20 protein-coding genes are annotated in these 26,680 nt (G+C 63.1%); 9 read left to right on the plus strand and 11 right to left on the minus strand.

The annotated features are described in order from the left end of the window. Nucleotides 1–239: 239 nt before the first annotated feature. On the minus strand, nt 240–1,067 hold the full coding sequence (locus PCA31118_RS05260) for a phosphodiesterase (RefSeq protein WP_150623540.1): 828 nt from the start codon (nt 1,065–1,067) through the stop codon (nt 240–242). A 520-nt stretch (nt 1,068–1,587) separates the two neighbouring features. Between PCA31118_RS05260 and PCA31118_RS05265 the strand changes: the two genes are divergently transcribed. Together PCA31118_RS05265 and PCA31118_RS05270 are read left to right on the plus strand one after the other, a co-directional pair. Next, the gene (locus tag PCA31118_RS05265) at nt 1,588–1,866 is read left to right on the plus strand and encodes an HU family DNA-binding protein (RefSeq protein WP_044455653.1); all 279 of its coding nucleotides are present in this window, start codon (nt 1,588–1,590) and stop codon (nt 1,864–1,866) included. Nucleotides 1,867–2,227: 361 nt separating this feature from the next. Then, on the plus strand, nt 2,228–3,274 hold the full coding sequence (locus PCA31118_RS05270; protein ID WP_150623542.1) for a CHAD domain-containing protein: 1,047 nt from the start codon (nt 2,228–2,230) through the stop codon (nt 3,272–3,274). Between the two features lie 54 nt (nt 3,275–3,328). Here the strand turns inward: PCA31118_RS05270 and PCA31118_RS05275 are convergent, their stop codons facing one another. Then, entirely contained in the window at nt 3,329–5,743 is a 2,415-nt protein-coding gene (locus PCA31118_RS05275; protein ID WP_150623544.1) for a heavy metal translocating P-type ATPase, read from the minus strand. A gap of 68 nt (nt 5,744–5,811) precedes the next feature. Between PCA31118_RS05275 and PCA31118_RS05280 the strand changes: the two genes are divergently transcribed. The 5 genes from PCA31118_RS05280 (at nt 5,812) to PCA31118_RS05300 (ending at nt 12,673) form a co-directional block, all read left to right on the plus strand. Then, entirely contained in the window at nt 5,812–6,282 is a 471-nt protein-coding gene (locus PCA31118_RS05280; RefSeq protein WP_150623546.1) for a Cd(II)/Pb(II)-responsive transcriptional regulator, read from the plus strand. A 383-nt stretch (nt 6,283–6,665) separates the two neighbouring features. Then, nucleotides 6,666–7,916, plus strand: coding sequence for an NAD(P)/FAD-dependent oxidoreductase (locus PCA31118_RS05285; RefSeq protein WP_150623548.1), 1,251 nt, complete (start codon nt 6,666–6,668; stop codon nt 7,914–7,916). A gap of 360 nt (nt 7,917–8,276) precedes the next feature. Then, nucleotides 8,277–9,611, plus strand: a complete 1,335-nt coding sequence (locus PCA31118_RS05290; protein WP_150623550.1) for a putative bifunctional diguanylate cyclase/phosphodiesterase — start codon at nt 8,277–8,279, stop codon at nt 9,609–9,611. Nucleotides 9,612–9,635: 24 nt separating this feature from the next. After that, the gene (locus PCA31118_RS05295) at nt 9,636–11,321 is read left to right on the plus strand and encodes a sensor domain-containing diguanylate cyclase (protein ID WP_150623552.1); all 1,686 of its coding nucleotides are present in this window, start codon (nt 9,636–9,638) and stop codon (nt 11,319–11,321) included. 47 nt (nt 11,322–11,368) lie between these two features. Beyond that, nucleotides 11,369–12,673 (plus strand): phospholipase A, encoded by a 1,305-nt coding sequence (locus PCA31118_RS05300; RefSeq protein WP_174990333.1) that lies wholly within the window; start codon nt 11,369–11,371, stop codon nt 12,671–12,673. 164 nt (nt 12,674–12,837) lie between these two features. On the opposite strand, the gene PCA31118_RS05305 is transcribed toward PCA31118_RS05300, so the two are convergent. Further along, nucleotides 12,838–13,260: an EamA family transporter gene (locus PCA31118_RS05305; protein ID WP_174990334.1), complete on the minus strand. Its 423-nt coding sequence runs from the start codon at nt 13,258–13,260 to the stop codon at nt 12,838–12,840. Nucleotides 13,261–13,424: 164 nt separating this feature from the next. On the opposite strand from PCA31118_RS05305, the gene PCA31118_RS05310 reads away from it, so the two are divergent. Next, the gene (locus PCA31118_RS05310) at nt 13,425–13,640 is read left to right on the plus strand and encodes a DUF1289 domain-containing protein (RefSeq protein WP_150623557.1); all 216 of its coding nucleotides are present in this window, start codon (nt 13,425–13,427) and stop codon (nt 13,638–13,640) included. On the opposite strand, the gene PCA31118_RS05315 is transcribed toward PCA31118_RS05310, so the two are convergent. The 6 genes from PCA31118_RS05315 to PCA31118_RS05340 form a co-directional block, all read right to left on the minus strand. Further along, a complete protein-coding gene (locus PCA31118_RS05315; RefSeq protein ID WP_150623559.1) occupies nt 13,621–15,054 on the minus strand; it encodes an aldehyde dehydrogenase family protein in 1,434 nt (477 codons plus the stop codon). The two genes, PCA31118_RS05310 and PCA31118_RS05315, sit on opposite strands and share 20 nt — an antisense overlap. Before the next feature lie 300 nt (nt 15,055–15,354). Further along, on the minus strand, nt 15,355–16,950 hold the full coding sequence (locus PCA31118_RS05320) for an ABC-F family ATPase (protein ID WP_150623562.1): 1,596 nt from the start codon (nt 16,948–16,950) through the stop codon (nt 15,355–15,357). A gap of 335 nt (nt 16,951–17,285) precedes the next feature. Beyond that, nucleotides 17,286–18,434, minus strand: a complete 1,149-nt coding sequence (locus PCA31118_RS05325; protein WP_150623564.1) for a BMP family ABC transporter substrate-binding protein — start codon at nt 18,432–18,434, stop codon at nt 17,286–17,288. A 64-nt stretch (nt 18,435–18,498) separates the two neighbouring features. Next, entirely contained in the window at nt 18,499–19,428 is a 930-nt protein-coding gene (locus PCA31118_RS05330) for an ABC transporter permease (RefSeq protein WP_150623566.1), read from the minus strand. 10 nt (nt 19,429–19,438) lie between these two features. Continuing rightward, nucleotides 19,439–20,545 carry an ABC transporter permease gene (locus PCA31118_RS05335; RefSeq protein WP_425495316.1) on the minus strand — a complete coding sequence of 369 codons (1,107 nt, stop codon included), beginning with the start codon at nt 20,543–20,545 and terminating at the stop codon, nt 19,439–19,441. Between the two features lie 140 nt (nt 20,546–20,685). After that, entirely contained in the window at nt 20,686–22,236 is a 1,551-nt protein-coding gene (locus PCA31118_RS05340) for an ABC transporter ATP-binding protein (RefSeq protein ID WP_246190068.1), read from the minus strand. A 231-nt stretch (nt 22,237–22,467) separates the two neighbouring features. Here PCA31118_RS05340 and PCA31118_RS05345 point away from each other — a divergent pair, with 231 nt between their 5' ends. Continuing rightward, complete coding sequence (locus tag PCA31118_RS05345) at nt 22,468–23,406, plus strand: LysR substrate-binding domain-containing protein (RefSeq protein ID WP_150623573.1); 939 nt, start codon at nt 22,468–22,470, stop codon at nt 23,404–23,406. A gap of 198 nt (nt 23,407–23,604) precedes the next feature. On the opposite strand, the gene PCA31118_RS05350 is transcribed toward PCA31118_RS05345, so the two are convergent. Both PCA31118_RS05350 and PCA31118_RS05355 read right to left on the minus strand, forming a co-directional pair. Continuing rightward, nucleotides 23,605–24,963 (minus strand): 8-oxoguanine deaminase, encoded by a 1,359-nt coding sequence (locus PCA31118_RS05350; protein WP_150623575.1) that lies wholly within the window; start codon nt 24,961–24,963, stop codon nt 23,605–23,607. Then, a complete protein-coding gene (locus PCA31118_RS05355) occupies nt 24,963–26,330 on the minus strand; it encodes a nucleobase:cation symporter-2 family protein (RefSeq protein ID WP_150623577.1) in 1,368 nt (455 codons plus the stop codon). Before PCA31118_RS05355 ends, PCA31118_RS05350 begins: the two co-directional genes overlap by 1 nt. Nucleotides 26,331–26,680: the final 350 nt, after the last annotated feature.

The raw sequence follows: 26,680 nt of genomic DNA on the forward strand, positions 1-26,680 counted from the left end.
ATGACTCCCCGTTATCAGAAGATGCCCCGCCCGGCCTAGGCATCATGCCGGGGTCATGGGCCACGGATCGACAGTTCCTGTTGAAAGACCCGTCGCTCCCGTCCCGCGCGTCTTGCGTGACGGGACGGCTTTTCACTGCTGATCCGAACTGATCTCGTATGTTTGATGGGGTGCACTTTACACACGCGCAGTCCCACTTTCGTCCCCATTTTCCGGGACAGAAAACCCGCGTAAATCCATCAGGATACCGATTCACCTTCGAAGGTATACGGCCCCTCGAACGGGCCGACATAAGCCAGATGCGTACGCAGTCCTGCCCCTGGCTGCCACAGATGCATGGCGAAGCCCGGCGGTTCCAGCGTGATCGATCCGGGTGCGCCCGAGGCGAGCGCCAGCGTGATCTGATGCGCGGTCGACACGCACGTGCTGGCCATGATCCCGGGTGCGCCTTCGACGCTCGCCTGAATGCTTCGATGCAGATGCCCGCAGATCACACGTTCGATGTGCGCGTAACGCGAGGTCACACGCGCGAAACCTGCGCGTCCCTGCGCCGAGAGGCCATAGCCGTCCATGAATTCGATGCCCGTCTCGAACGGCGGATGGTGCATCGCGATGATCGTGGGGCGGCCAGTGCAAGCCGCAAGCTGCTCGTCGAGCCATGTCAGTCGTGCGTCGCACAAATGGCCGCCGGCGCCGGGCGGATCCTGCGTATCGAGGACCAACACTGTGAGCGGCCCCAAATCAATGCGGTACTGCACGAATTCGCCGCCGTCGCGCAGATAGCGATGCGTCGGAAACGCATCGCGCAGGGCTTCGCGATGGTCGTGGTTGCCTACGACGAGATATAGGGGAATGTCGAGGTCGGCCAGACACGCCCGCAACACTTCGTATTCCGATGGATGTGGCGTGTCGATCAGGTCGCCGGTCGCAATGATCGCGTCGGGGCGCGGCGTCCAGCGACGGATGGCGGCGAGCGCGTGACGCAGCGCGCGCGCCGTGTCGACGCGCCCGCAAGCGAGCGTATCGGGACGCGTGACATGGAGATCGGAGATCTGGCAGAGCAACATAAGGCGGTTTCCTTGAGAGCCTACGGCGGCGCCAAGCTAGCCATCGCAGATGACACCCGAATGAATTTTAGGCGCCTGCCGACGATCGGGCCGTGAATCGGGCCGCAATGCCAACCAAAAGACGGTCACCTACGCAAGCCCCAAAACGCTAGGGAAACTCCCAAAGCCCGCCCAGCAAGGGATTGCGAGGAGGCATGACCGGAGATGCCCGCAGTTACCGGGGTTTTACCATCAAGAACAAGAAAGTACGCGGCATAGCACAACAAAATCGCCGCAAACCGTTGTCAGGACTGGCCCACAGCCCGCCGAAGGCTCTATAATGCGGCTGCCCGGCCAGTGCCGGCGCCCTCACGATGCGTGACGAAACAGGTCTTCGGATCGCGTTTGCGTGACGTGCCGCGAAGGCGACATTCTGGCGTGTGCCGCGTGCCTTATGGCGCGGATACAACACCGACACTCGTCAAATGGCGAAAGTGTTAGAGTTGTCGCCGGTATTCACCACCTCTCAAGGGAAACACACATGAACAAACAGGAACTGATCGACGCCGTCGCCGGCCAAACGGGTGCAAGCAAGGCTCAGACTGGCGAAACCATCGACACGCTGATCGAAGTCATCAAGAAGGCTGTCGCTAAGGGTGATGCAGTCCAGTTGATCGGCTTCGGCTCGTTCGGTTCGGGCAAGCGTGCCGCACGTACCGGCCGCAACCCGAAGACCGGCGAAGCGATCAAGATCCCGGCAGCCAAGACCGTGAAGTTCACGGCTGGCAAGGCGTTCAAGGACGCTGTGAACAAGAAGTAAAACCAGTTGCGCGCAGGCCGGCCTCCGTGCCGGCCTATCTTTTTTGCTCGCATTTGCACCATGCATTGCGCAGCAATGAGAAGGCGTCACGTCATCCTCTCGCGAGGTCCACGACTGATGTGACGCTGCGTGCCTCGCGGGTGTCCTGCATACCGATTCCAGGAAACCGGGCGCCCGCGACGCAGTGCGATGGCACCGTGCTATGACATTCGTCTGCATCTGACCCACCTGCGATTCCTCGCGACCTTCCCGTACCGTCCCCGCAACGTCCAGGCAATTCTGCCGCGATATTCCTGCGATACTCCTGCGATACCCTTGCAACACCCCAGGCTTCGGCTATGGCCGACATGGCAATTGTGCTATGTTGCGCAACATGATCCGCGCGCCGACAGCGGCTCTCGCCGCCCCCGCTGCCTCACTCGATGTGCCTGACACTGCCGGCGAAGCCGCAGCGCAGGCACCTGCGCTGCCTGGCTCTGCCCGGATGCGTCGCATGCGGCCCGCACATCTGCTCGTCCTGCTCGCGTCTGTGCCGCTGGCGCAATGGCCCTCGCTGCCAACGGCCGCCGAGGCGCCGGATCACGCACACGACATTCCTCCCGAGGCCGTACACCAACTGCGCATTGCGACCCGGCGTCTTCGCGCGCTGATCGACATCTTTTCGCCCTGGCTAAAACCCCGTTGGCATCGCCGGATGAAAGAGGAGTTACGCTGGCTCGGCAACGCGATGGGACCCGCCCGCGACGCGGATGTTCTGATTGGCGAAACGTTACCGGCGCTGCGCCTCGAATATCCCGGCGTCGACTGGATTGCCATCGAGGCCCACGTTTCACGGCTGCGAGGGGATGCGCGCGCCCAAGCAGCGCAAGCGCTGAGCAGCGAACGTCAGCGCGAACTGCATGCTCTGCTCATCGATGCCTTCGGCATTCGCAGCGAGGGTCGCGCCGACGTGCATGCCGCTCAGGGGCTGCGTCGGCCGTCGCGCACGCCCGGCAAACGGCCCGGCGCATTGGCCGCGCATGCGCACAATATGCTGCGCGAGCGCTACATCGCGTTATTTCCCAATTGTCGCCAATTGGCAATGCTCGACACCGAGCAGTTGCATGCGTTGCGCGTGAAAATCAAGCAGGCTCGCTATAGCGCCGAGGCACTGACGCCGTGGATGCGCAAGTCGATTCGCACGCCGTATCAGGACACCCTGCGCGCCGCACAAACGCTGTTGGGGCATCTGAACGATGCGGTCGTCGCACAACGGATGCTCGAAGACGCGCCCATCACCGCAGACCATCGCGACATCTTGTGCGGCCGCCTCGACACGATCATCGTCAACGCCACCAGCCGCGCCGCCCACGTGCTGTGTCAGTTGCCCGACGCTCATACCCTCGAGCGTGCAATGCGCAAGGGCTGAGGCGTTGGACGCCGGAGAGCCTGAGAGGCTGAAGCGGCACTGCCGCGCCGGCGTTCACACGATTTTCGTGCGAAGCAGACGCATGCCGTTGGCGATCACCAGCAGGCTGGCCCCCACGTCGGCGAATACCGCCATCCACAACGACGCCACGCCGGCGACAGCCAACGCGAAGAACACCGCCTTGATGGCCAGCGCGAGCGCAATGTTCTGCTTGAGTACCGTGGCGCTACGTCTCGACAGTGCAAGGAAAGCAGGCAGCTTGCGAAGATCGTCGTCCATCAACGTGACATCCGCCGTCTCCAGCGCACTGTCGGTTCCGGTCACGCCCATGGCAAAGCCGACGTCGGCTGCCGCCAGTGCGGGCGCATCGTTGATGCCGTCGCCCACCATTCCCACGTGACCATACTGCTCGCGCAAAGACGACACCGCCTGCCACTTGTCTTGCGGCAACATCTCGGCGCGCACGTCCGTCACGCCCGCCTGTTCGCCGATGACCTGCGCCGTCGCGCGGTTGTCGCCCGTCAGCATGACCGTGCGAACGCCCAGCCTGGCGAGTCGCGCAATGGCCTCCCGACTTTCTTCGCGCAACGTATCGGCGACCGCAAGCACCGCGAGCGCCTGTGTTTCGCTAGCCAGCACGATGGCCGTGCGCGCCTGCGATTCAAGCCGGAAGAGTTCGGCCTCGACCGTCTCGTTGCACACCCCAAGCGACTCGATCAGACGATGATTGCCGAGGTAATACAGCGTCTGGCCGATGCGCCCCTTCACGCCCATGCCCGCAAGCGCCTCGAAATCGGCGACGGAAGGCAACGGACCGAGCCCCGCTTGCGCGTGGCCATCGACGACGGCGCGGGCGATCGGGTGTGTCGTCTGGGCGTCAAGTGCCGCGGCCAGTGTGAGCGCTTCGTCGTGGGACGTCTGGCCCAGTGGCACGACATCGGTCAGTCGCGGCTCGCCGCGCGTGAGCGTGCCCGTCTTGTCGAGCGCCACCGCCTGAATCAGACGGCCGCTTTCCAGGAATGCGCCACCTTTGATGAGAATCCCTGCCCGCGCTGCGGCCGTCAGACCGCTCACCACCGTCACCGGCGTGGATATCACCAACGCGCAAGGACATGCGATCACCAGCATGACAAGCGCCTTGTAAATCCATGGCGCCCACGCAAGGCCGAACGCGAGCGGCGGCACCAGGGCGACCAGCAAGGCGCACAACACGACGACCGGCGTGTAAATGCGCGAGAACTTGTCGACGAAGCGTTGTGTCGGCGAGCGCTGCTGCTGCGCTGTCTCGACGATTCGCACGATACGCGCGAGCGTCGTGTCGCCGGGGGCGACGCTGGTGCGATACACGATGAGTCCGCTTTCGTTGATGCTCCCCGCGTAGACCTCATCACCGACCGTCTTGTCGACCGGCACGCTTTCGCCCGTGATCGATGCCTGGTTGAGAGCAGAACTGCCCTGCTCGATCACGCCATCGATGGCAATGCGCTCGCCCGGCCGGGCGCGAACGCGTGAACCCACCGCGAGCGACGCGGCCGGCATGTCTGCCCAACGGCCATCCGCCTGTTCGACGGATGCCTGATCGGGCGCCAGCCGCATCAACGCTTCGACTGCCCTCCGGGCGCGTGTGAGCGATGCGGCTTCGAGCTTCTCCGACAACGCGAACAACACGATCACCATGGCGGCTTCGGGCCACTGACCGATAGCCATGGCGCCGATCACGGCCAGCGACATCAGGAAGTGAATATTGAGCGTGAAGTGGCGCAGGGCAATCCAGCCCTTCTTCAGCGTGGGCAGGCCGCAGGCGAGAATCGCCGCAACCACGACCGCGCCAATCCAGGGGCTGTGCTCGGGCACACCGGACCAGACGGCGACCTCGCTGGCCGCGGCCAGCACGCCGCCCGTCACCAGACGCGCCACGTCGCCCTTGCCGCTCGCGGGTGGGGGCGCCGCAACGGACGCGTCGCCGGAAAGCGGCACGGGCGTCATGCCGAGCTTGCGCAGCGTTTCGGCAGCGGCGTCGCTTTGGCGGCTGACGTCGCCAGCCGAGGCCCCCTTGTCGAAGACGACCGTCAGTTCGCGCTTGAGGAGATTGAAGTACAAGGCGTCAATGCCGGGTTGCCGCTCGAGTTGATCGCGAATCAGGCGCTCTTCCGTGGGGCAGTCCATCTGGTCGATGCGAAACCGCGCTTGCGGGGCGCCCGTCTCCGGCACTGGCGCCACAGATGCAACGCTCGCAGCGCTGCCGCAGCAGGCGTCGGCAGCGTGGACGTGACCCGGTGTCGGATCGCCGCCATGGCTGTGGCCGTGTTCGTGGCCATAGTTGTGGTCGTGTTCGTGTTCGTGGCCGTGTTCATGAATATGCCCATGATCGTGGCGATGCGACGCTCCCGGGCCATTCCCGTGACGATGCACGTTGCGATCCGCCGTCGTCGAGCTCGCCGCGCGGGCCGAATCCGAAGGGTTGGACATGTGAACTCCTGGTTACCTGAATCGTGTTACCCTTCATTCAAAACCCTGTAGTGACTACGGAGTCAAGCATGAAAATCGGAGAACTGGCCCGCGCGGCGGGTACCGATGTCGAAACCGTCCGTTATTACGAGCGGGCCGGCCTGCTCCCCCCGCCGCCGCGTAGCGACGCGGGATACCGAACCTACGGAAACGAGCATCTGGAAGCGTTGCGCTTCATCCGGCATTGCCGCTCGCTCGATATGCCGCTCGCCGATGCCAAGCGGCTCGGTGAACTCGCCCATGACCACAGCGTGACCTGCGAGGACGCCAACCAATTGATCGAAGCGCATCTGGCGCGTGTCCACGCACGTATCCATGAATTGCAGGCGCTGGAGCAGCAGTTGCTGCATCTGCAGGCACAATGCCGCAGCCGTCACGAAACGAGCGACTGCGGCATTCTGCGCGCGCTGATGCAAGGCGCGAATGGCGAGGCATGTGCCTGCCACAGCGACACCGATCCCATCACACCCGCATGCGACCACGATCATCTGCACGCGTGAGGCCGCGCGCACGACGCGTCTGATGCGTGCGGACCCGCATCGTCGGCACGGCACCGGCTTACCGGCATCCTGATCGGGATGTCCCCGTCGACACGCGTCCCTTTCATGTGCGATGCGCCGCTTGCATCGCCATGCCTCGTTGCTGCAGTCTCGTGCGCGAACCTCGTTCGCCCCCGCTTTCCTCCGCATTTTGCCCCGCATTTCCCCGTCGAAACAGCGGCAAACGGGTTTAGTTTCTATACAATGTCCCGCACACCTCGTAGCGGTCGTCACCTGTGTATGTATGGCGGGTGTGACATACGTTACGTCAGGCATCGGCATTCATCGAGCCTCCTCGATGTGTCGCAATCCGTTTCAATTCTCGTTCCTTTGTCGGAGACCTTATGTCCAGCGATGTATCCGCTACGCCAACCACCGCGACGGAGCGCAGCGCCGACATCGTCATCATGGGCGCAGGTGCGGCAGGCATATCGGTTGCCGCGAGCCTGCGCCGCCGCAGACCGTCGCTCTCGATCACGATCGTGGATCCGGCCGACACGCACTACTACCAGCCGGCATGGACGCTCGTCGGTGCCGGCGAATTCGACGCCGCGCGGACTGCACGCCCGATGTCGAGCGTCATTCCGCAAGGCGTAGACTGGATTCAGGCAGCGATCACCGCGTTCGCCCCTGAACAGCAACAGGTTCTGCTGTCCGACGGCCGGCGTCTCACCTATCGCTTTCTCATCGTCGCGCCCGGTCTGCAACTCAACTGGGAGGCCATCGACGGGCTTGTCGAAACGCTCGGTCGCAATGGCGTCACCTCCAACTATCGCTTCGATCTCGCGCCTTACACGTGGTCGCTGGTGCGCGAATTCAAAGGCGGAAACGCGTTGTTTACACAGCCGCCGATGCCGATCAAATGCGCCGGTGCGCCGCAAAAGGCGATGTATCTGTCGGCCGATACATGGCGTCAACACGGTGTGCTCGACAAGACGAAGATCGAGTTTCATCTCGTGGCACCGGCACTATTCGGCGTGAAGGATTACGTGCCCGCACTCATGGAATACGTGCAGCGGTATCGCATCTCGCTCAATCACCTCTCGCATTTGCGTGCGGTGGATGGCGAGCGTCGCGTGGCGCGTTTCGAGATATTCGACGCCGACGGGCAATCCCGGTTTGTCGACAAGCCGTTCGATATGCTGCACGTCGTGCCGCCGCAAAGCGCGCCGGACGTGCTGCGAGCCAGTCCGCTCGCCGACCCGGCAGGCTGGTGTGAGGTCGACCCGGCGACGCTTCGTCACGCGCGCTACGCGAACGTGTTCGGTCTTGGCGATGCGATCTCGGCACCGAACGCGAAGACGGCGGCGGCCGCGCGAAAACAAGCCGTGGTTGTCGCGGAAAATCTGCTCGCGTCGATGGACGGCCGTCCCCTTGCATTGCATTACGACGGCTACGGCGCATGTCCGCTCACCGTCGAACACGGCAAGATCGTGCTCGCCGAGTTCGGCTATGGAGGGAAACTTCTCCCTACATTCCCGATCGACGGCACGCGCGCCAACCGTTTTGCATGGATATTGAAAAAGTACGTGCTGCCAAAGGTTTATTGGGATTTCATGCTCAAAGGCCGTGAATGGTTTGCGCGTCCGCGTTGAGCGCGCCATAGGTGAAACCCGCACTCAATTTTCGATTTCGGGTGCCGTTAAAGGTCAAAGGACCCGGTCTCGTAACCGGGCACGAGCATCTCGTCGGGCCACGCCTTGCGCACGGTCTGCCGGAACGCAGGGACTGTCAACATGCGCCAAGGCGCTCCCCGCCTCGTCTCGCGTCCCGCGTCCACCGGCCGACAAATTTACGCGTCTTATGCAGAACATGATTCAAGGGTTTTCTGGCGGCACGACCTGTTCGACGCGTGGGCTTTTTCTGCTCGATGGCCTCACCAGTCGCCTCGTCGGCATGACACGTGGCGGTGACACACGTTCAACCGTTCAGGCGAAGTCTGCCTCCCTGCCGAGATGAACGATACGAACGCGCTGCGACGCCAAGTCGTCCTCGCCGATCTGCTGCTGGATCGCCAGCGGCTATTGCGCGCCCTCAGCCTTGAGCTACGCACCCCGAGTCCGCCCAACACGCACAGCGCGCTGGTGGTGCTGCATGTGGGCCGGGGCCAGCGCATGGCGACCAGCCAGCCTGCCATTTCCGACGCCGACCTGCTCGCTACGGTGGCGTTTCGGGTCGGCTCGCGAATCCGCCGCCGAGATCTCATCGGTCGCGTCTCGGACCAGCAAATCGCGATTCTGCTGCGCGATCTGGGCAGCCGCGACGCGGCCGTTCAGGTCACGCGCCGTTTCATCCGCGCAGGCGAATCCCCCGTGCCGTGCGGCAACGGACTGCTCTACCCGATCGTCTCGGCGGGTATCACGCATCTACCGCAGGTACCGGTATGGCCGGCCACGCTGCTGGAGCATACGTCGGACGTCGCAGATCAGGCCATCCGCGAGAGTGCCTCGCGCTTTCTCGTCACCGAAGCGCCCACCGCCCCTACGGAGGGCATCGCCCCGCCGGACGACGCGGGCAACGAACATTACTGGCGAAGTGCGATCGGACGCGCGCTGTCGGGTTCGGAGTTCCGCCTGCACTACCAGCCGCAGATCGACATGCGCACTCATCGGCTGACGGGACTCGAAGCGCTCATTCGCTGGCAACGCGATGACGAACTGATCATGCCCGGCGAATTCATCCCGGCCGCCGAGCGCTGCGACGTCATCGGTCCGATCGGCGACTGGACGTTGCACGAGGCGTGCCGTCAGCTCGACAAGTGGCATACGGATGGCGAGGAATATCCCCGCGTGGCCGTGAATCTGTCCGCGCAGCAAATGCGCGTGCAGACGCTCGAGACGGTCCGCTACGCCCTGAAGCATCACCGCGTGCCACCGGACAAGCTTGAAATCGAGATCACCGAGTCGTCGCTGATTTCGCATCTCGACGAAGCGGCGACACTGATGAACGAACTCGTGGCGATGGGCGTTCGCCTTTCGCTCGACGATTTCGGCACCGGCTACTCCAGTTTCGTCCGCCTCAAGCGCTGGCCATTCGGGACCGTGAAGATCGACTATCAGTTTGTCGCGGGCGTTCTGCTCGGCGGCTACGATACCGAGTTGATTCGCGCCATCATCGCCATTGCCCGCAAGCTCGAAATCGAAACGGTGGCCGAGGGCGTGGAGACCAGCGCGCAGCGCGACGCGCTGGCATCGCTGGGCTGTCATGCGTGGCAGGGGTATCATTGCACGCGTCCCTTACCGCCCGGGCATATCGAGACGTTCATTCGAGACTGGCACGGGCGCCTGTAAACGCGTCAGTCGCCGCCTTCGCCGTTGGTTATCGCCATATTCGACCGCCGCCACGCCGCTACCGCTTTCGCGCGCGGCCTGATCGTTCTCTTTTGCGTGCTCACCTGCGTGCTCATCGCATGGGCGCTCGCGCGATTTGCCGCCGATCAACTGGTGGCCAGCCGTGCCGCGCGCCTGCTGTATGAGGAACGCAGCATCGCCACCCGTCTCGCGCATGGCACGGTTCACACCGTCAATCAGGACCTGATCCTCATTCGCGGGATACCGCGCGTGCTTGCCCAGGTCGAGCAAATTCAGACGGCGGCTGCGACCATCGCGGCACATCCACTGACCGACGTGCCTCACGACAAGGCGCGCGCGCAACTGCTCTCGAACCCGGTCCTTGCCCCCGTCAATGAGCTGCTGCGTGCCGCCCAACTCTACTTCGGCGCCGATCTCGTCTGGCTCGGCACCCCTGACGGCATCACCATCGCTTCCAGCGATTTCAACTCACCCGACCCGTTGATCGCCGACCGGTACGGCGACCGCGCCTATTTCAATACCGCTGTGCTCGGGGGCGCCGGACAGCAGTACGTCGCTGGCCGAAAAACGGGGCTGCCCGGCATCTTTTTCACCGCCCCCGTCTATCACGACGGCGCACTCGTCGGCGTCATGGTCGTCAAGCTGGGCATTCGGCGCTTGTCGCACTGGGCGGACAGCGGCGCGTCGTTCATCACCGACACCAACGGCGTGATCGTGCTCGCCAACGATCCGACGTTCACCGGACTCGCTGTGCCCGGCGGCGGCGTCTTCAAACTCTCGCGCGAGGAGCGCCGCCGTCTCTATCAGCAGGAAGACTTCACCGTCGTGCCGATCGAAAGCTACGATCTGGCGCCGGGCACGCCGGATTTTCTGCACCTCCAACCCGACGACGAGAGCGCACACCAGGCACGACTGGTACGCGTGCGCCCCGACAATCAGCCGTACCTGCTCGAAGCGGAAGCGTCTTCGGACGGCGAGATGGTCGTCTACACCATGAATGAGGCGCCGACACTCGGCAGCCTCTCCATCGAGCGGCGCCGTTATGTCGCGCTGGTTTTTGCCCTGCTGCTCAGCCTGAGCGGTGCGGGATACCTGTTGATTCGTTATCTGCGCCGGGAAAAGCTGCATCTGACGGACACGCTCGCCAAAAACGCCGCCCTTGAGCACGAGGTCAAATACGACGCCCTCACGGGGGCGCTCTCACGCGGCCATTTCCTCAAGCGTCTGCGCGCGGAAGTCGCGCTGGCAGAGGCCAGGGACTTGCCAACGTGCGTCATCCTCGTCGATCTGGACCACTTCAAGCACATCAACGACACCTGGGGGCATTCGTTAGGCGATACGGTGCTCTGCGCATTCGTGCGCCTTTGTCACGATTCGTTACGCGAAGATGACATTTGCGGTCGTTTGGGGGGCGAAGAATTCGCTATTATCCTGAGTGGCGCTACCGAGGCACGTGCCTTTGACGCCGCCGAACGTCTGCGCGAGGCGGTTCGCGCCGCGCGCATCAATGTCGACGGCAGAACCTTACAGTTCACCATCAGTGCCGGCGTGGCCCAATGGCACATGGGAGACGACGACAACGCGTGGCTGCAACGCGCCGACGCAGCGCTTTACCTGGCCAAATCTCGCGGACGCGATCGCTGCGCCCGCGAATCCGACCTCCGGGTGCTCACCGGGGGCGGGTCGTAACCGACTTCGGGCATCCCGTCCCGGAGTCGCCAACCCAGACCGGACCGATGCCCAAGACGAATCTCGACACATTCGCCCCATCGCCGCTTCGCGCCATCCAGCTCGGCGCAGCAGCCCTCTGCCTGGCACTGAGCGGCGTTGCACACGCCGATCTCTCGCTGCTGCAACCGCCCAGGGCGCTAAGCGGCGGCGCACCGCTGCAGCTGACGTTGCTGGCCACGCAAGACTCGCCGGGCCGCGCGGCCATCAAGCTTCCAGACGAGATCGTGGTACGCATTTCCAACGACGACTTCAAGCCCACATTGCTGCGCCTGAAGCGCGAAGCCGTTGTGCCGGCGCAGATCACGCTCGCCAATGGCCAGTTCCGCCGCGTGGCCTATTCGGCGGTACTACCAAAGGAATTACGAGGTGCGGTGCGTGTTGAACCTGTCGACTGGGATGCATCGACCACCACGATCGTGCTCGACCGAGCCGCTGCAGCCGAGCCGATGGTGGCGGCCGCGCCCCTGCCCGCCGATGGCGGAACGAATGCCACGGGCGCCGGCCCGGCAAGTGCAGCGGCAGTGGCGGCGGCACCCGCATCCGGGGTGGGCGCTGTCGCGTCCTCCGACGCGATTGCACCGACATCCGACGCCGAGTTCGCCCGTATTTCGTCGCACGAGCCGATGTACATCGCGTTCGGAAAAAACGGCGATGCCAACGCACGCTTTCAGCTCAGCTTCAAGTTCCACATCCTGAAGCCGGACAACCCCGCGTCGAAGTCCTTTCTCGACAATCTGTACTTCGGCTACACACAGTTGTCGATCTGGGACCTGGAAGCGGAGTCGGCGCCGTTTCGCGACTCCAACTACCGACCGAGCCTCTTCTACTACATTCCCGATACCGGTGTTCGGGCAGGTTGGTTCTCCTCGCTCGGTGTTGCCGCCGGTATCGAACACGAGTCCAACGGCAAAGCGGGCGACGACTCTCGCAGCATCAACACCGTCTTCGTCAAGCCGATCCTGACGTTCGGCAATCCGTCCGAATACCACTGGACCGTTGCGCCAAAGCTGTACGCGTATCTGGAGAAGAAGGACAACCCCGACATCCAGAATTACCGCGGTTACATGGACCTGCTCGTGCTCTGGGGCAAGCCCAACGGCTGGCAGATCGGGGCAACGCTGCGCAAGGGCATGAAGCGCAACTACGGCAGCGTGGACGTGCAGGTGACCTACCCGCTCGGCAAGCTGATCCCGGGCACCGGCGGCTACATCTGGCTGGGGTACTTCACCGGTTACGGCGAAGACATGCTCGACTACAACCGTCACTCGCCCTCGCAGGTGCGCATCGGCTATAGCGTATTCCGCTGGTAAATCCCTGTCCTGACGTTGAAGCACCTGGGGCGGCGGCTCGTCCACCGCCCCGCCTTACCCTTCCGTACCACCTCTCGCCACCGTCTGTCCCTACTGCTTGCCCCTACCGCCTATCCCCCAGCGCCGATCCCCAGCGCCGATCCCTGCTGCTTCAGGCGCAGGTATCACAGCACGAGAACCAGGGCTCCGGCAACGATCAGCGCACCGCCAAGGGCTTCTTTGAGCGAGAACGGCTCGCCGAGCACAACCCAGCCGATGAGCATCGCCATGGCCACGCTCAGCTTGTCGAGGGGCGCTACACCGGAGACGGGACCGAGTTGGAGCGCCCGGAAGTAGCACAGCCACGACAACCCGGTCGCGACGCCCGACAGGACAAGAAACAACCATGTGTTTGCGCTCAGACTGCTCGGTCTCTGCCATTCCCCGCGCATACCGACGATCGCCAGCGTGACGCCGAAAATGATCACCGTGCGGATGAGCGTGGCCATGTTCGAGTTGACCTGCGCGACCCCAAGCTTGCCGAAGATTGCCGTGAGCGCCGCGAAAAACGCCGAGCCCAACGCGAAAAGTTGCCAGCTACGCAGCATAACGATCGTCACCTTTCAAAAATCACGCGTACTTAACCGAAAAGCGGCGTGAGTGTCCACCACCGGCACCCCGCCGTAGGGGGATTGGGAGGCCCACCGGTCATCGATGCGATAATGGCGCTGTCTTTCAACACGCCACCCCCGGTTGGCCGAATCCGTCGCTTATGTCCGAATTGCACGACCGTCCCGACAGCCCCTGCATTGGCGTTTGCTCGACACTTTTCGACGACGTCTGCAAAGGCTGCGGCCGCACCGCCTACGAAGTCTCCAACTGGGTGTTCTTCACCGAGCAGGAGAAGGCCGCGGTGTGGGAGCGCATCAGCCGCGACGGCACGGCGATGCGCTTTTGCGACAGTGGTTCTACGACTTCGCAGACTTGAACTGAAGCGACTTGTACTCAAGGAACTCCTCGAAGCCGTAGACGCCATTTTCACGTCCGTGCCCCGACTGCTTGAAGCCGCCGAACGGGGCCTGTACGTTGAACTCTCCGCCGTTGATGTCCACCTGCCCGGTACGGATCTGACGCGCCACGCGCACCGCCCGCGCCTCGTCACCGGACCACACGCCACCTCCCAGACCATAGATCGAATCGTTCGCGATGCGCACCGCGTCGGCTTCATCCTGATAGGTGATGACCGATAGTACCGGGCCGAAAATTTCTTCCTGAGCGACCGTCGCATCGGGTGTCACACGCCCAAGAACCGTCGGCTGCACGAAGAAGCCTGCCTCGAACCCTTCAGGCACCGTATCGCCACCCGCGATCAACTCGGCCCCTTCCGCCAGGCCCTTGCGGATGTACGTTTGCACGCGCTCCTGTTGCGCAGCGGAGGCCAGCGGTCCAAGACGTGTCGATTCCTCGCGTGGATCGCCCAGCGTAAAGCGTGCCACGGCATCCTTGAGCAGCGCCTTGACGTCGTCGTAGCGCGACGCGGGCACCAGCATGCGCGTGTGCGCCGAGCATGTCTGTCCCGAGTTCAGATAGCAGGCGTTGAGGGTGCCCTTGACTGCTGCTGCGAGGTCGGCGTCATCGAGCACGACCGACGCAGACTTGCCGCCAAGCTCCAGCGCCACGCGCTTGACCGTCTGCGACGCCACTTCGGACACACGCTTGCCGGCTCGCGTCGACCCGGTGAACGACACCATATCGACGTCCGGATGTCTCGCCAGCACCTCTCCGACGACCGGCCCCAATCCTGTCACCAGATTGAAGACGCCTGCGGGCAATCCCGCTTGCGCAATGACCTCGGCCAGAATGAAAGCATTGAACGGCGCGACTTCGGACGGCTTAAGCACCACCGTACAGCCCGCCGCCAGCGCCGGGGCAACTTTCAGTGTGATCTGATTGAGGGGATAGTTCCATGGCGTAATCGCGCCGACCACCCCGACCGGCTCACGCACTACCAGCGAGTTACCGACGCGCGCCTCGAAGGCGAACGATTCCACCAACTCGGCGTACCTGTTCCAGTGATAGACCGGGCCACCGACCTGAATCGCGCGCACGAGCTTGATCGGCATGCCCGTTTCGCCCGTCATCACGTCTGCCAATTCGTCGGTGCGGGCCTTTAATCCCGCAGCAATCTTGCGCAGATAGCCGGCGCGTTCGGCGGGGGATGTCGCAGCCCACGTGTCGCGCGCCTTACGCGCGGCGGCGACGGCGGCTTCGGCGTCCTCGACGGCCCCCTCGGGAATACGCCCCATGAGCTTCGCATCGGCCGAATGAAAAACGTCCAGCGCGCCGCGCCCGACCGGCGTCACCCACTGTCCGTCGATGAAAAATTTGTCGTACGTCTTCATGCAATGTCTCCTGCTGGTGCGTCCGGACGACGCGTGATTGGCGAACCAACGACGAACGGCCATTGTAGTCCGCCCCTCGCCGGGCTTCCCGGTCTCAGCGAAAAATCGGGTTAGGCCGACCCGCATCTTCCGATGATCCGAGACGATCATCGGACGACACCTCCCCCGACGTTCAGCCACAAGTTCAGCCGCAAGTTCGGCCACGTTCGACCACGTCCGGCCATGTAAACGCAAACAGGGCGCCTGCCATGCAAGCGCCCTGTCGGAGGACTACGGAGCGTGACGCCAGGCGTCAGCCTGTCAGACTTCCACGCCCTGGCTGGCCAGATACTCCTCGTACGTGCCGGCATAGTCGACCAGCGTGCCGTCGCTCTTCACTTCAATGATGCGCGTGGCAAGACCCGACACGAACTCACGGTCGTGCGAGACGAACACCAGCGTGCCCGGATACTTGTCGAGCGCAATCTGAAGCGACTCGATCGATTCCATATCCATGTGGTTCGTCGGCTCGTCCATCATCATGACGTTGTGACGCCCCAGCATCAGCTTGCCCCAGATCATGCGGCCCTTTTCCCCACCGGAGAGCACGCGCACGGACTTGCCCACGTCGTCCCCACCGAACAGCAGGCGACCCAGCGAGCCGCGAATGACCTGGTCGTCGTCGCCTTCCTTGCCCCACTGCGTCATCCAGTCGGTGAGCGTCTGGTCTTCCGGGAATGCCTCGGACGTATCCTGCGGGAAATAGCCGATGTTCGCGTTTTCGGCCCACTTCACGGTTCCCGAGTCGAGCGGCAGGTCCGCCATCAGGCTGCGCAGCAGCGTAGTCTTTCCTGCACCGTTCTCGCCGATGATCGCCACGCGCTCGCCCGCGCGCACCGCGCCCGAGTAATTCTTGAAGATCTGACGGTCGTACGACTTGGAAATGCCCTCGAATTCGAACGCGAGGTTGTGCAGTTTCTTCTCGAACTCGAAACGAATGAACGGATTCTGACGCGACGACGGCTTGATGTCCTCGACCTTGATCTTGTCGATCTGCTTGAGACGGCTCGTGGCCTGACGTGCTTTCGACTTGTTCGCCGAGAAGCGGCGCACGAAGTCCTGCAAGTCGGTAATACGTTCCTTCGCCTTCGTGTTCGCCGCCATCTGACGCTCACGCGCCTGGGCCGACGCCAGCATGTAGTCGTCGTAGTTGCCCGGGTAAATCTTCAACGTGCCGTAGTCCATATCGGCCATGTGCGTGCACACGGCATTGAGGAAGTGGCGATCGTGCGAAATGATGATCATGGTGGAGTTACGCTCGTTGAGCACGTCTTCCAGCCAGCGGATCGTATTGATGTCGAGGTTGTTGGTCGGTTCGTCGAGCAGCAGCACGTCCGGATTCGAGAACAGCGCCTGCGCCAGCAGCACGCGCAGCTTCCAGCCCGGGGCAACGTTGCTCATCGGGCCCTGATGCTGGTCCGTCGGAATGCCCACACCCAGCAGCAGCTCGCCCGCACGCGCTTCGGCCGTGTAGCCGTCGTACTCCGCAAACTTCGCTTCGAGTTCGGCGGCGTGCATGTAGTCGTCGTCCGTCGCCTCCGGGTTCGCATAGATGGCGTCGCGCTCGCTCATGGCGGCCCACATTTCGGTGTGGCCCATCATCACGACGTCGAGCACGCGCATGTCTTCATACGCGAACTGGTCCTGCTTGAGCTTGCCCAGACGTACGTTGGGTTCGAGCATGACGTTGCCGGCGCTCGGTTCCAGATCGCCGCCGAGAATCTTCATGAACGTCGACTTGCCGCAACCGTTGGCGCCGATCAGGCCATAGCGGTTGCCCCCGCCGAACTTGACGGAGATGTTCTCGAAGAGCGGCTTGGCGCCGAATTGCATCGTGATATTGGCAGTAGACAGCACAGGCGGTATCCGGGAGATGAAATGCGGTGGCACGATATTGCGCCACGAAACCTGACATTTTAACACCGATGCGTGTCACGTGCCCCCTGCTCACCCGTCCCTCGCGGGAAGTCTCCCACGGGCGGCGACGGGTGTCGCGCCCATCTTCCGCGCACCGAAGGCTGCGCCCGAGCGTGCCGCCCGCCCGGCGCCCAATAAAAAACCGCCGGCGAACCGGCGGTTTCATCGCGGCATAAGGCGGCCCAACGGACGCCCAGGCTGATCTTAAGGCGGCCCGACGGCCGCCCGGGCTGATACCTTCGGATACCCCCTCGGATACCCTCCGACACCCCGCCTTACTGCTTCGGCAGCGACCCCTCGACGCCTTCGACGAACCAGTTGATCTGGTGCTTCTCGTCGTCGCTGAGCGTCTTGCCGGCCGGCACGATTTCCTTGCCGTCCTGCCCCTTGATCGGGCCGGTGAACGGATCGTACTTGCCGTCGCGAATCGCGTCGTGGCGTGCGCTCACGGCCTTGCGCGCGGCTTCCGGCACGGCCTTGTCATTGATGGCGACGAGCTTGATTTCGTCTTCCTTGATGCCACCCCAGACCGGCGTGTTCTTCCACGTGCCCTGCATGACTTCGTCGACGGTACGGATGTAGTACTTGCTCCAGTCGATGGCCGCCGACGCCAGGTGCGCATTCGGGCCGAACTTGCTCATGTCCGAATCCCAGCCGAACGCATGGATCTTCTTCTCTTCGGCCACTTGCATGACCACGGCGGAATCGACGTTCTGCATCAGCACGTCGGCGCCCTGTCCGACGAGCGATTCCGCCGCCTGACGCTCCTTGCCCGGATCGAACCAGCTATTGATCCAGACCACCTTCACCTTGACCTTCGGATTGGCTTCACGTGCGGCGATGGTGAACGCATCGATATTGCGGATCACTTCGGGAATCGGTACCGATGCCACGTAACCGATCACGTTCGATTTCGTCACATGACCGCCCACGACCCCGGCCAGATGCGCGCCTTCATACGTGCGGACATCGTACGTGCCGAGGTTCGGCGCCGACTTGAAGCCCGTCGCATGCTCGAAGGTCACGTCGGGGAAGTCCGCCGCCGTCTTGACCATCGAGTCCATGTAGCCGAACGACGTACCGAACACGAGCTTGTTGCCCTTGCTGGCCAGATCGCGGAACACGCGCTCCGAATCCGCGCCTTCCGGCACGTTTTCCACACGGGTCACAGTGACCTTGTCGCCAAACCTGGCCTCCACGGCCTTTGCACCCTGCTCGTGCGCATAGGTCCAGCCGGCGTCGCCCGGGTTGCCGATGTAGACGAACGCCACGCCCATCGGGCCTTTACCCGCAGGCGCTGCCGACGCCTGCGCGTCGGACGCGGCCGCAGGGGCGTTCGCCGTGGTGTTCTCCTGCTTGCCGCAGGCGGAAACCAGCATGGCGGCCGCCAGGCTCGCCATTGTGATCAGGACTTTACGTCGCATCGATTCTCTCCTCGTCATCGATTGTTTCGGTTGAATACTTGTATGGCCTGCCGCCGCGTCCGACTCAGGACCCGGCGAAGAAGGGTTTGCCCAGCGACGCCGGGGCGTTCAGGCGTATCGTCTGGCGATTGCGCGAGATGATCACCAGCACGATGATGGTCGCGAGATACGGCAGGCTCGCCAGCGCCTGCGACGGGATACGAATGCCCATCGCCTGCGCCTGAAATTGCAGCGCCATCACCACGCCGAACAGTAACGCGCCGAGGGCCGTACGTCCGGGACGCCAGGTGGCGAACACCACCAGCGCCAGCGCAATCCACCCGCGTCCCGCCGTCAGGTTCTCCTGCCACAAACGCAGGTAGCCCACGGAATAATAGGCGCCCGCGAGGCCCGACATCGCACCGCCGAAGAGCGTCGCGAGATAACGAATGCGCACGACCGGATAGCCGATGGCATGCGCGACGGACGGCGCTTCGCCAATCGAGCGCAGCACCAGTCCGGCGCGCGAGCGGTACAGGAACCACGCAATCGCCGCGAGCAGCGCCACCGAGAGATACCCCAGCGGATTGAGCGAGAAAATCGAGGGCCCCAGCACAGGAATCGACGACAGTCCCGGGATCGGCATGTCGCGCAGCATCGGAATGGTGGCATCGGTGTACGGACGCCCGACATAGGCCGACAAACCGATGCCGAATATCGTCAATGCCAGCCCGGTGGCGACCTGATTGGCCATCAGCGAGAGCGTGAGCCACGCGAAAATGGCCGACATGACGACGCCGGCGGCAATGCCTGCGAGCACGCCGAGCCAAAGACTGCCGGTCTGCACGGTGACGGCGAACGCCCCGATGGCGCCCATGAGCATCATGCCTTCGACACCGAGATTCAGTACGCCCGACTTCTCCGTCACCAGCTCGCCCAGGGCGGCCAGCATCAACGGAATGGCCGCGATCACGGCACTTGCGGCCAGCGGCGTGAGCAGATTGATCCAGTCCATGCCGCGCTCCTCAGGCGTCTCGCGTCATCGCACGGGCGCGACGACGCAGGCGGTAGTTCACGAAAACGTCGCAGCCCAGCAGGCTGAACAGCAGCAGCCCCTGGAACACGCCGCTGATAGCTTTGGGCAACTGAAGCGAGGTTTGCACCGCTTCGCCGCCAAGATAGAGCAGCGCCATGAGCAGGCTTGCCAGCACGATGCCGACCGGATGCAGACGTCCGACGAACGCCACGATGATCGCCGTGAAGCCGTATCCCGGCGCCCACGTCGCCTGCAACTGCCCCACCGGCCCGGCGACCTCGCCTGTGCCCGCCAGACCCGCCGCCGCGCCGCCGATCAGCAACGCAAGCCATACGGCGCGCGGCTCGGAATAACCGGCATAGCGCGCGGCAAGCGGTGCGAGACCACCCACTTCCATACGGTACCCGGCAAAGCTCTTGCGCATGAAGCACCACGCCAGAGGCACCGCCACAGCCGCCATGAAAATCGACGCATTGAGCCGCGTGCCGCGCCACATCGCCCAATGCCAGTCACCGAAAAAGCGCGGGAAAAGCGCGTCGCGGCTGAAGTTGATCGACTGGGGGAAGTTCATGCCATGCGGATCCTGCCACGGGCCGCTGACAAGATAGATCAGCAACTGCGTGGCCACGTAGGTGAGCATCAGGCTCACCAGAATCTCGTTGGCATTGAAGCGCACGCGCAGCAGCGCCGGAATCGCCGCCCACACCATGCCGCCCACCGCGCCGGCCGCCATCATCAGCGGCAACAGCCACGGACCGCCGTGGCCGTCGAAATGGATGGCGACGCCAGAAGCGAAGATCCCGCCCAGCAGCAGTTGTCCCTCCGCACCGATGTTCCACACGTTCGCGCGGTAGCCGATGGCCAGCCCCAACGCAATGAGGCACAGTGGCGACGCCTTGAGCAACAGTTCCGACCAGCCGTTCAGACTGCTGATCGGTGCGAGGAAAAAAGCCGCCATTGCCTGCGCGGGATTCTTGCCGAGGAAGCTGAAGATGAGCACGCCGCCCACGAGTGTCATGAGCGTGGCCACCAGCGGCATGGCGAGCCGCATGGTGCGGGAGGGACTTGGCCGTGGCTCAAGCGTGAAATCGAGCATGATGTCTGGGGGTCGATGAAAACGTTACGGCATCGGCGTTGTACGGACACCGGTGAAACCGTGAGAAATCGTGGCTAACTGAAATCGGCGGAATCAGCGAAATCGGAGTCATACCAAAAGGTCGGTAACGAGACGTTCGTTCAGGCGGCGCGCTCTCCGGGACCGCCGGGAAACATCCCCGCCATCCATAGGCCAATTTCACGCGCGTCGGTCTGCTCCGGCTTGCGAACGGGCGACAGGCGTCCCTGCGCCAGCACCGTGATCCGGTCACATATCTCGAACAACTCGTCGAGCTCCTCGGACAGCACCAGCACGGCAACGCCACGCGCGGACAAGTCGAGCAACTGCTGGCGAATGAAGGCCGCTGCGCCCACGTCGACACCCCACGTCGGCTGTGCGACCACCAGCACGCGCGGTTCCTGAAGAATTTCGCGCCCGACGATAAATTTCTGGAGATTGCCGCCGGACAGGCTCTGCGCCGCTGCGTCCGGACCGCCCGCCTTCACGTTGAAGCGCTCGATGCATGCCGATGCGAACTTGCGCAGCGCGCCGCGACGAATCCACCCGCCGCGAAGCAGCCCGAGGTGCGCCGTACCGGACGCGCCCAGCAACGCGTTATCGGCGAGCGACATGCTCGGTACCGCGCCGCGCCCCAGTCGCTCCTCCGGCACGAACGCCAGCCCGAGGCGCCGACGCGTGGCCGCACCCATGCGCCCGACCGCGCGGTCGTTCAGCGCGATGGCCTCCGCCTGCGGCGCACGTGCCTCCCCGGAGAGTGCCGCCAGCAGCTCGGCCTGCCCATTGCCCGACACGCCCGCAATCCCGACGATCTCGCCTGCATGCACATCCAGGTTGACGTCATGCAACGACGTGCCGAAGGGGTCATCGCTTGCCATCGACAGACTGCGCAGCGACAGCAGCACGTCGCCCGGCTGATGCGCGCGACGCTCGATTTGCGGCAACGCGCGTCCGATCATCATCTGTGCCAGTGTCTCGGCCGTTTCCTCACGGGGGATTGCGTGGCCCGACACCCGCCCGCCACGCAGCACGGTGGCGCGGTCGCACAGATCGCGAATTTCATCGAGCTTGTGGCTGATGTAGACAATGCTGCAACCCTCGGCGGCCAGCCGCCGCAGCGTCGTGAAGAGCTTCTGAACCGCCTGCGGCGTAAGCACCGAGGTCGGTTCGTCCATGATCAGCAGACGCGGGTCCTGCAGCAGGCAGCGCACGATTTCCACACGCTGGCGCTCCCCGACGGACAGGCTGTGCACATGACGCTGGGGGTCGACCTCCAGACCGTATTGGGCGGAGACTTCGCGAATGCGATGAGACAGTGCCTTCAGATCGTGACCGGCGGCGTCGAGCGCGAGGGAGATGTTCTCGGTAACGGTAAGCGTCTCGAACAATGAGAAATGCTGGAACACCATGCCAATGCCGAGCTTTCGCGCGGCCGCCGGGTTTTCGATGGTCACCGGCCGCCCTTCCCAGTGAATGTCCCCGGCGTCCGGGCGCACGGCGCCGTAGATGATTTTCATCAACGTGCTCTTTCCCGCGCCGTTCTCGCCCAGTACGGCATGGATCTCGCCCGGTAACACGCTCAATGCGATGTCGTCGTTGGCCACCACGCTCGGGTAGCGTTTGGTGATGCCGGTCAGCGCCAGACGTGGCGTCGATTGCTTGGAAAGGGTCACTGGCGAAGTCTGACAGAGTCTGAATGGGGGGCTTGGGCGGTCCGAAAATACCCAATTCGCGCGGAAATGTCGAGCGTGTGTCAATAACACGGCATCTAAGGTCACCTTACGAACGACGGGCATCTATTTTAGTGATAGGGACTTTCCGCTATAGAGACGCCCGACCTTGTCCTTCATAATGATTTCCTTATGCACTACAGGGTCCGACATACTCGGATCGTTATATTTCTCATGAGCCAAAACCGCGAACCGATCGACACTTATTTGCTGCGCGTTCTTCACACCCTGTTGATCGAGCGCAGCGTCACGCGTGCGGCCGTCAAGCTGAATCAGTCGCAACCGGCCATCAGCGCGGCGTTGCGCCGTTTGCGCGACATTACCGGCGACCCCCTGCTGGTTCGCGGCAAATCGGGCATGGTGCCCACCGAATACGGTCAATCGCTGTTGGAACCGACGCAGAACGCCCTGCGCGAGATCGAGCGCATCACGGTCCAGCAATCGAACTTCGATCCGGCCACGACGGTGCGCACGTTCCGTATCGGCTCCCCCGACTATCTGAACACCCTCTTCGTACCGACAGTCGTCGAACGTTTTCGTCAGCAGGCCCCCAACGCCCAGCTCGAACTGCATTCGCTCGGCCCGGCGTTCGATTACGAGCATGCGCTCGAAGACGGCAAGGTCGACATCGTGATCGGGAACTGGCCAGAGCCGCCCGAGCAGCTTCACCTGTCGAATCTGTTCGTGGACCAGATCGTGTGTCTGGTGCGCAATACCCACCCGTATGCGAAACGCGGCCTCACGCTGGAGCAATATCTCGGAAGTCCGCACCTGGCGCCCACGCCCTACTCGGTTGCGCAGCGCGGCGCAATCGATATGCATCTGGCGCGCGAGCGCCTGAAGCGCAATGTCGTCGTGACCATTCCGTACTTCAATCTCGCGCCTTACGTCCTGCTGAAATCCGATTTGATTTTTACGACGACGCGCCTGTTCGCCGACCATTACGCAGAGTTCCTGCCGCTGACGGTGCTTGAAACTCCGATCGACTTCCCGCCGATGCAGTACTACCAGTTGTGGCACGAGCGCACGCACTATTCGGATGAGGTGCGCTGGCTGCGCAGCGTGATTTCGGACGCCACACGGACGTTGCTCGAATCGCACACGCAGCCTTGACGAGTTTGCCCTTTTACCGACGGAGCGGCCCCCACCGCTCCGTCGAACCGCACGGCGGCGTTCCCCATGCACAGGAACACCGCCCCGACTTCCCGTTTGCCCATTGCCACGCGGCGCCTGTTCACCGGAATCCGGAGATCGGGGTGAACAGGCGCCCCGGCCACACGCCATGAACCTGTCGCCGGTGTGGCAACGCCTTTATCGGGAAGCCTCGGCCAGTTGCCGCGCTAGCGCGTTGTGACGCGTGACGAGCGACGGCAGGTCGAGCGTCTCCAGACGCCCTTCACGCACCACCACCCGACCGTTCACGACGCTGTACGCGGCTTGTCCCGGATTACAGAAGACGAGCGCCGCCACCGGGTCGTGCAGACCGCCCGCCATGCCGACGCCGCGCGTATCGAACGCCACGAAGTCCGCCGCCATGCCTTCGGCGAGCATGCCGATGTCGTCGCGACCAAGCACACGCGCGCCACCTACGGTCGCGATTTCCAGGGCTTCGCGCGCCGTCATGGCGTTCGGGCCGAAACCCACGCGTTGCAGCAGCAGCGCCTGGCGCGCTTCGTTGATCATGCTCGCCGCGTCGTTCGACGCCGAGCCGTCCACCCCCAGCCCGACGGGCACACCGGCGTCGCGCATGCGGCGAATCGGCGCGATGCCGGATGCCAGACGCATGTTCGAACAGGGACAGTGCGCCACGCCGGTGCCGGTCTTCGCGAACAGTGCGATGCCGGCATCATCGAGCTGGACACAGTGGGCATGCCACACGTCGTGACCGACCCAACCGAGGTCCTGAGCGTATTCCGCCGGCGTCATACCGAACTTCTCGCGGCTGTAGGCGATGTCGTTGACGTTCTCGGCCAGATGCGTGTGCAGCGATACGCCGTAGTGACGTGCCATGGCGGCCGACTCGCGCATCAGGTCGCGACTCACGGAGAATGGCGAGCACGGCGCGACCACCACGCGCAACATCGCGTAACGGCCCTCGTCGTGATACGTCTCGATCAGGCGCTGCGTGTCCTTGAGGATGTCGTCCTCGCGCTCGACCACGCGGTCCGGCGGCAGGCCGCCCTGACTCTGACCCACGCTCATGCTGCCCCGGCTCGCGTGAAAACGCATGCCGATCTCGGCGGCGGCTTCGATGCTGTCGTCGAGCCGGCAGCCGTTCGGGTAAATATAGAGATGGTCGCTCGACGTGGTGCAGCCCGAGAGCAGCAGCTCGGCCATGGCCGTCTTCGTCGAGACGCGAATCATCTCCGGCGTGAGGTTCGCCCACACCGGGTACAGGTTCGTGAGCCAATTGAAAAGTTCGCCGTCCTGCGCGGCCGGAATGGCGCGCGTGAGGCTCTGATACATGTGGTGATGCGTATTGATCAGGCCGGGAATGACGACATGCCCGGTCAAATCAAGCACTTCGTGCGCGGTAGACGGCAGCGAATCGCTGCTGCCGACCGCCACGATCCGGTTGTCCTCGATGTACAGCCCGCCGCGCGCAATCTCGCGGCGATTCGTGTCCATCGTCACGAGAACGTCGGCATTCTTGACGAGCAACGTTTTCATCAGTGCGCCTCCAACCCCATGCCCGAGCCGTTCTTCTTGCCGTGAATGTCCGTCGCAGGCGCTTTGAAGCCGTTGAAATAGGCGTTCAGAATCACGGCGGACAAGGTGGCCAGCAGAATCCCGCTATGCAGCAGCGGTGCGAGTTGCTCCGGCATCTTCGCAAAGAACTTGTTCGATGCGACCGGAATCATGGCCATACCGATGCTGATCGCTACGATATACAGGTTGTAGCGATTATGCGAGTAGTCGACTTTCGACAGGATCTTGATGCCGGTCGCGAGCACCATACCGAACATGACCACACCGGCGCCGCCCAGCACGAACTGCGGAATCGACGCCACGACCACCGACATCTTCGGAATCAGACCGAACACGAGCAGGATGACCCCGGCAGCAGCGCACACCCAGCGGCTCTTCACGCCCGTCACGCCCACGAGACCGATGTTCTGCGAAAACGAGGTATGCGGGAACGTATTGAACAGACCACCGATCACCGTGGCCACGCCGTCCACGCGCAGACCGGCGACCAGCGCCTTCTCGTCGACCGGCTTGCCGACGATTTCCCCCAACGCGAGGAACATGCCCGTCGATTCGATGAACGTAATCAGAATCACGATGGTGAGCGTGACGATCGCCCACGGATCGAACACCGGCATGCCGAAATGGAACGGCAGGACGATGTCGAACCATTTCACCTGATCGAGACCATCGAAATTGACCTTGTGCAGCATCAGCGCGATCACGAAGCCGAACAAAATGCCCAGCAGCACGGCAATGTTCGAGAAGAAGCCTTTCACGAAGCGCGTGATCAGCAAGATGAAAATGAGCACCGCGAACGACACGCCGAGGTAGACCGGATCGCCATAATCCGGATTGCCAACACCGCCGGCCGCCCAGTTGATGCCTACACCGATGATCGTCAGCCCAATCGAGGTAATGACGATGCCCGTGACGATCGGCGGGAAGAACCGCAACAGTTTGCCCACGAGCGGCGCGATCAGCGTGCCGATGATGCCGGAGGCAATCGTCGCCCCGAAGATCCCGGGCAATCCCAGCGAGGGGTTCGTGCCAATGGCAAGCATCGGGCCGACGGCGGCAAACGTTACGGCCATGATGACGGGCATGCGAATACCGAAACGCCCGACGCCCACGCTCTGGATCAGCGTCGCGATGCCGCAGCACATCAGGTCGGCGGAAATCAGAAACGCAATCTGATCCTTGGGCAGCCCGAGTGCGCCACCAATGATGAGCGGCACGGCAACCGCCCCCGCATACATCACCAAAACGTGCTGCAGGCCCAGCATGAACAATTTTCCGATCGGCAGTCGCTCGTCGACCGGATCCACGGCATTGGTTGTCACACTCATTGCGTCTCCGTCCCTCGGGGGGCTGTTTGATGTCTATTTTTAGGGTGACTCAATGGTGCAGGTCGACGCCTTTTGCGGCAAGACCACCCACGGCTATAGTGTTTTTTTCATGGAACGTATGCATGAATGCTTATCATGCGTTTCGGGTTTTCCCCAAGCATGCACGTCGCCATTGGGCTTTCCGGGCCATTCGTCTCCTGTCGCGATAACGACTCATATGCGCCTTGTTATATGCCGGATAACCCATTCGAATAGTGGTCCAAAAAATCCCAATTCCGGTGCACCCGACCTACGCTGAAGACGTCGCCATGCCATATTGTCGTGCTTGATCGCGACCCCAGGTTTTTTGT

Source organism: Pandoraea captiosa (assembly GCF_902459775.1).
Classification (GTDB): domain Bacteria; phylum Pseudomonadota; class Gammaproteobacteria; order Burkholderiales; family Burkholderiaceae; genus Pandoraea; species Pandoraea captiosa.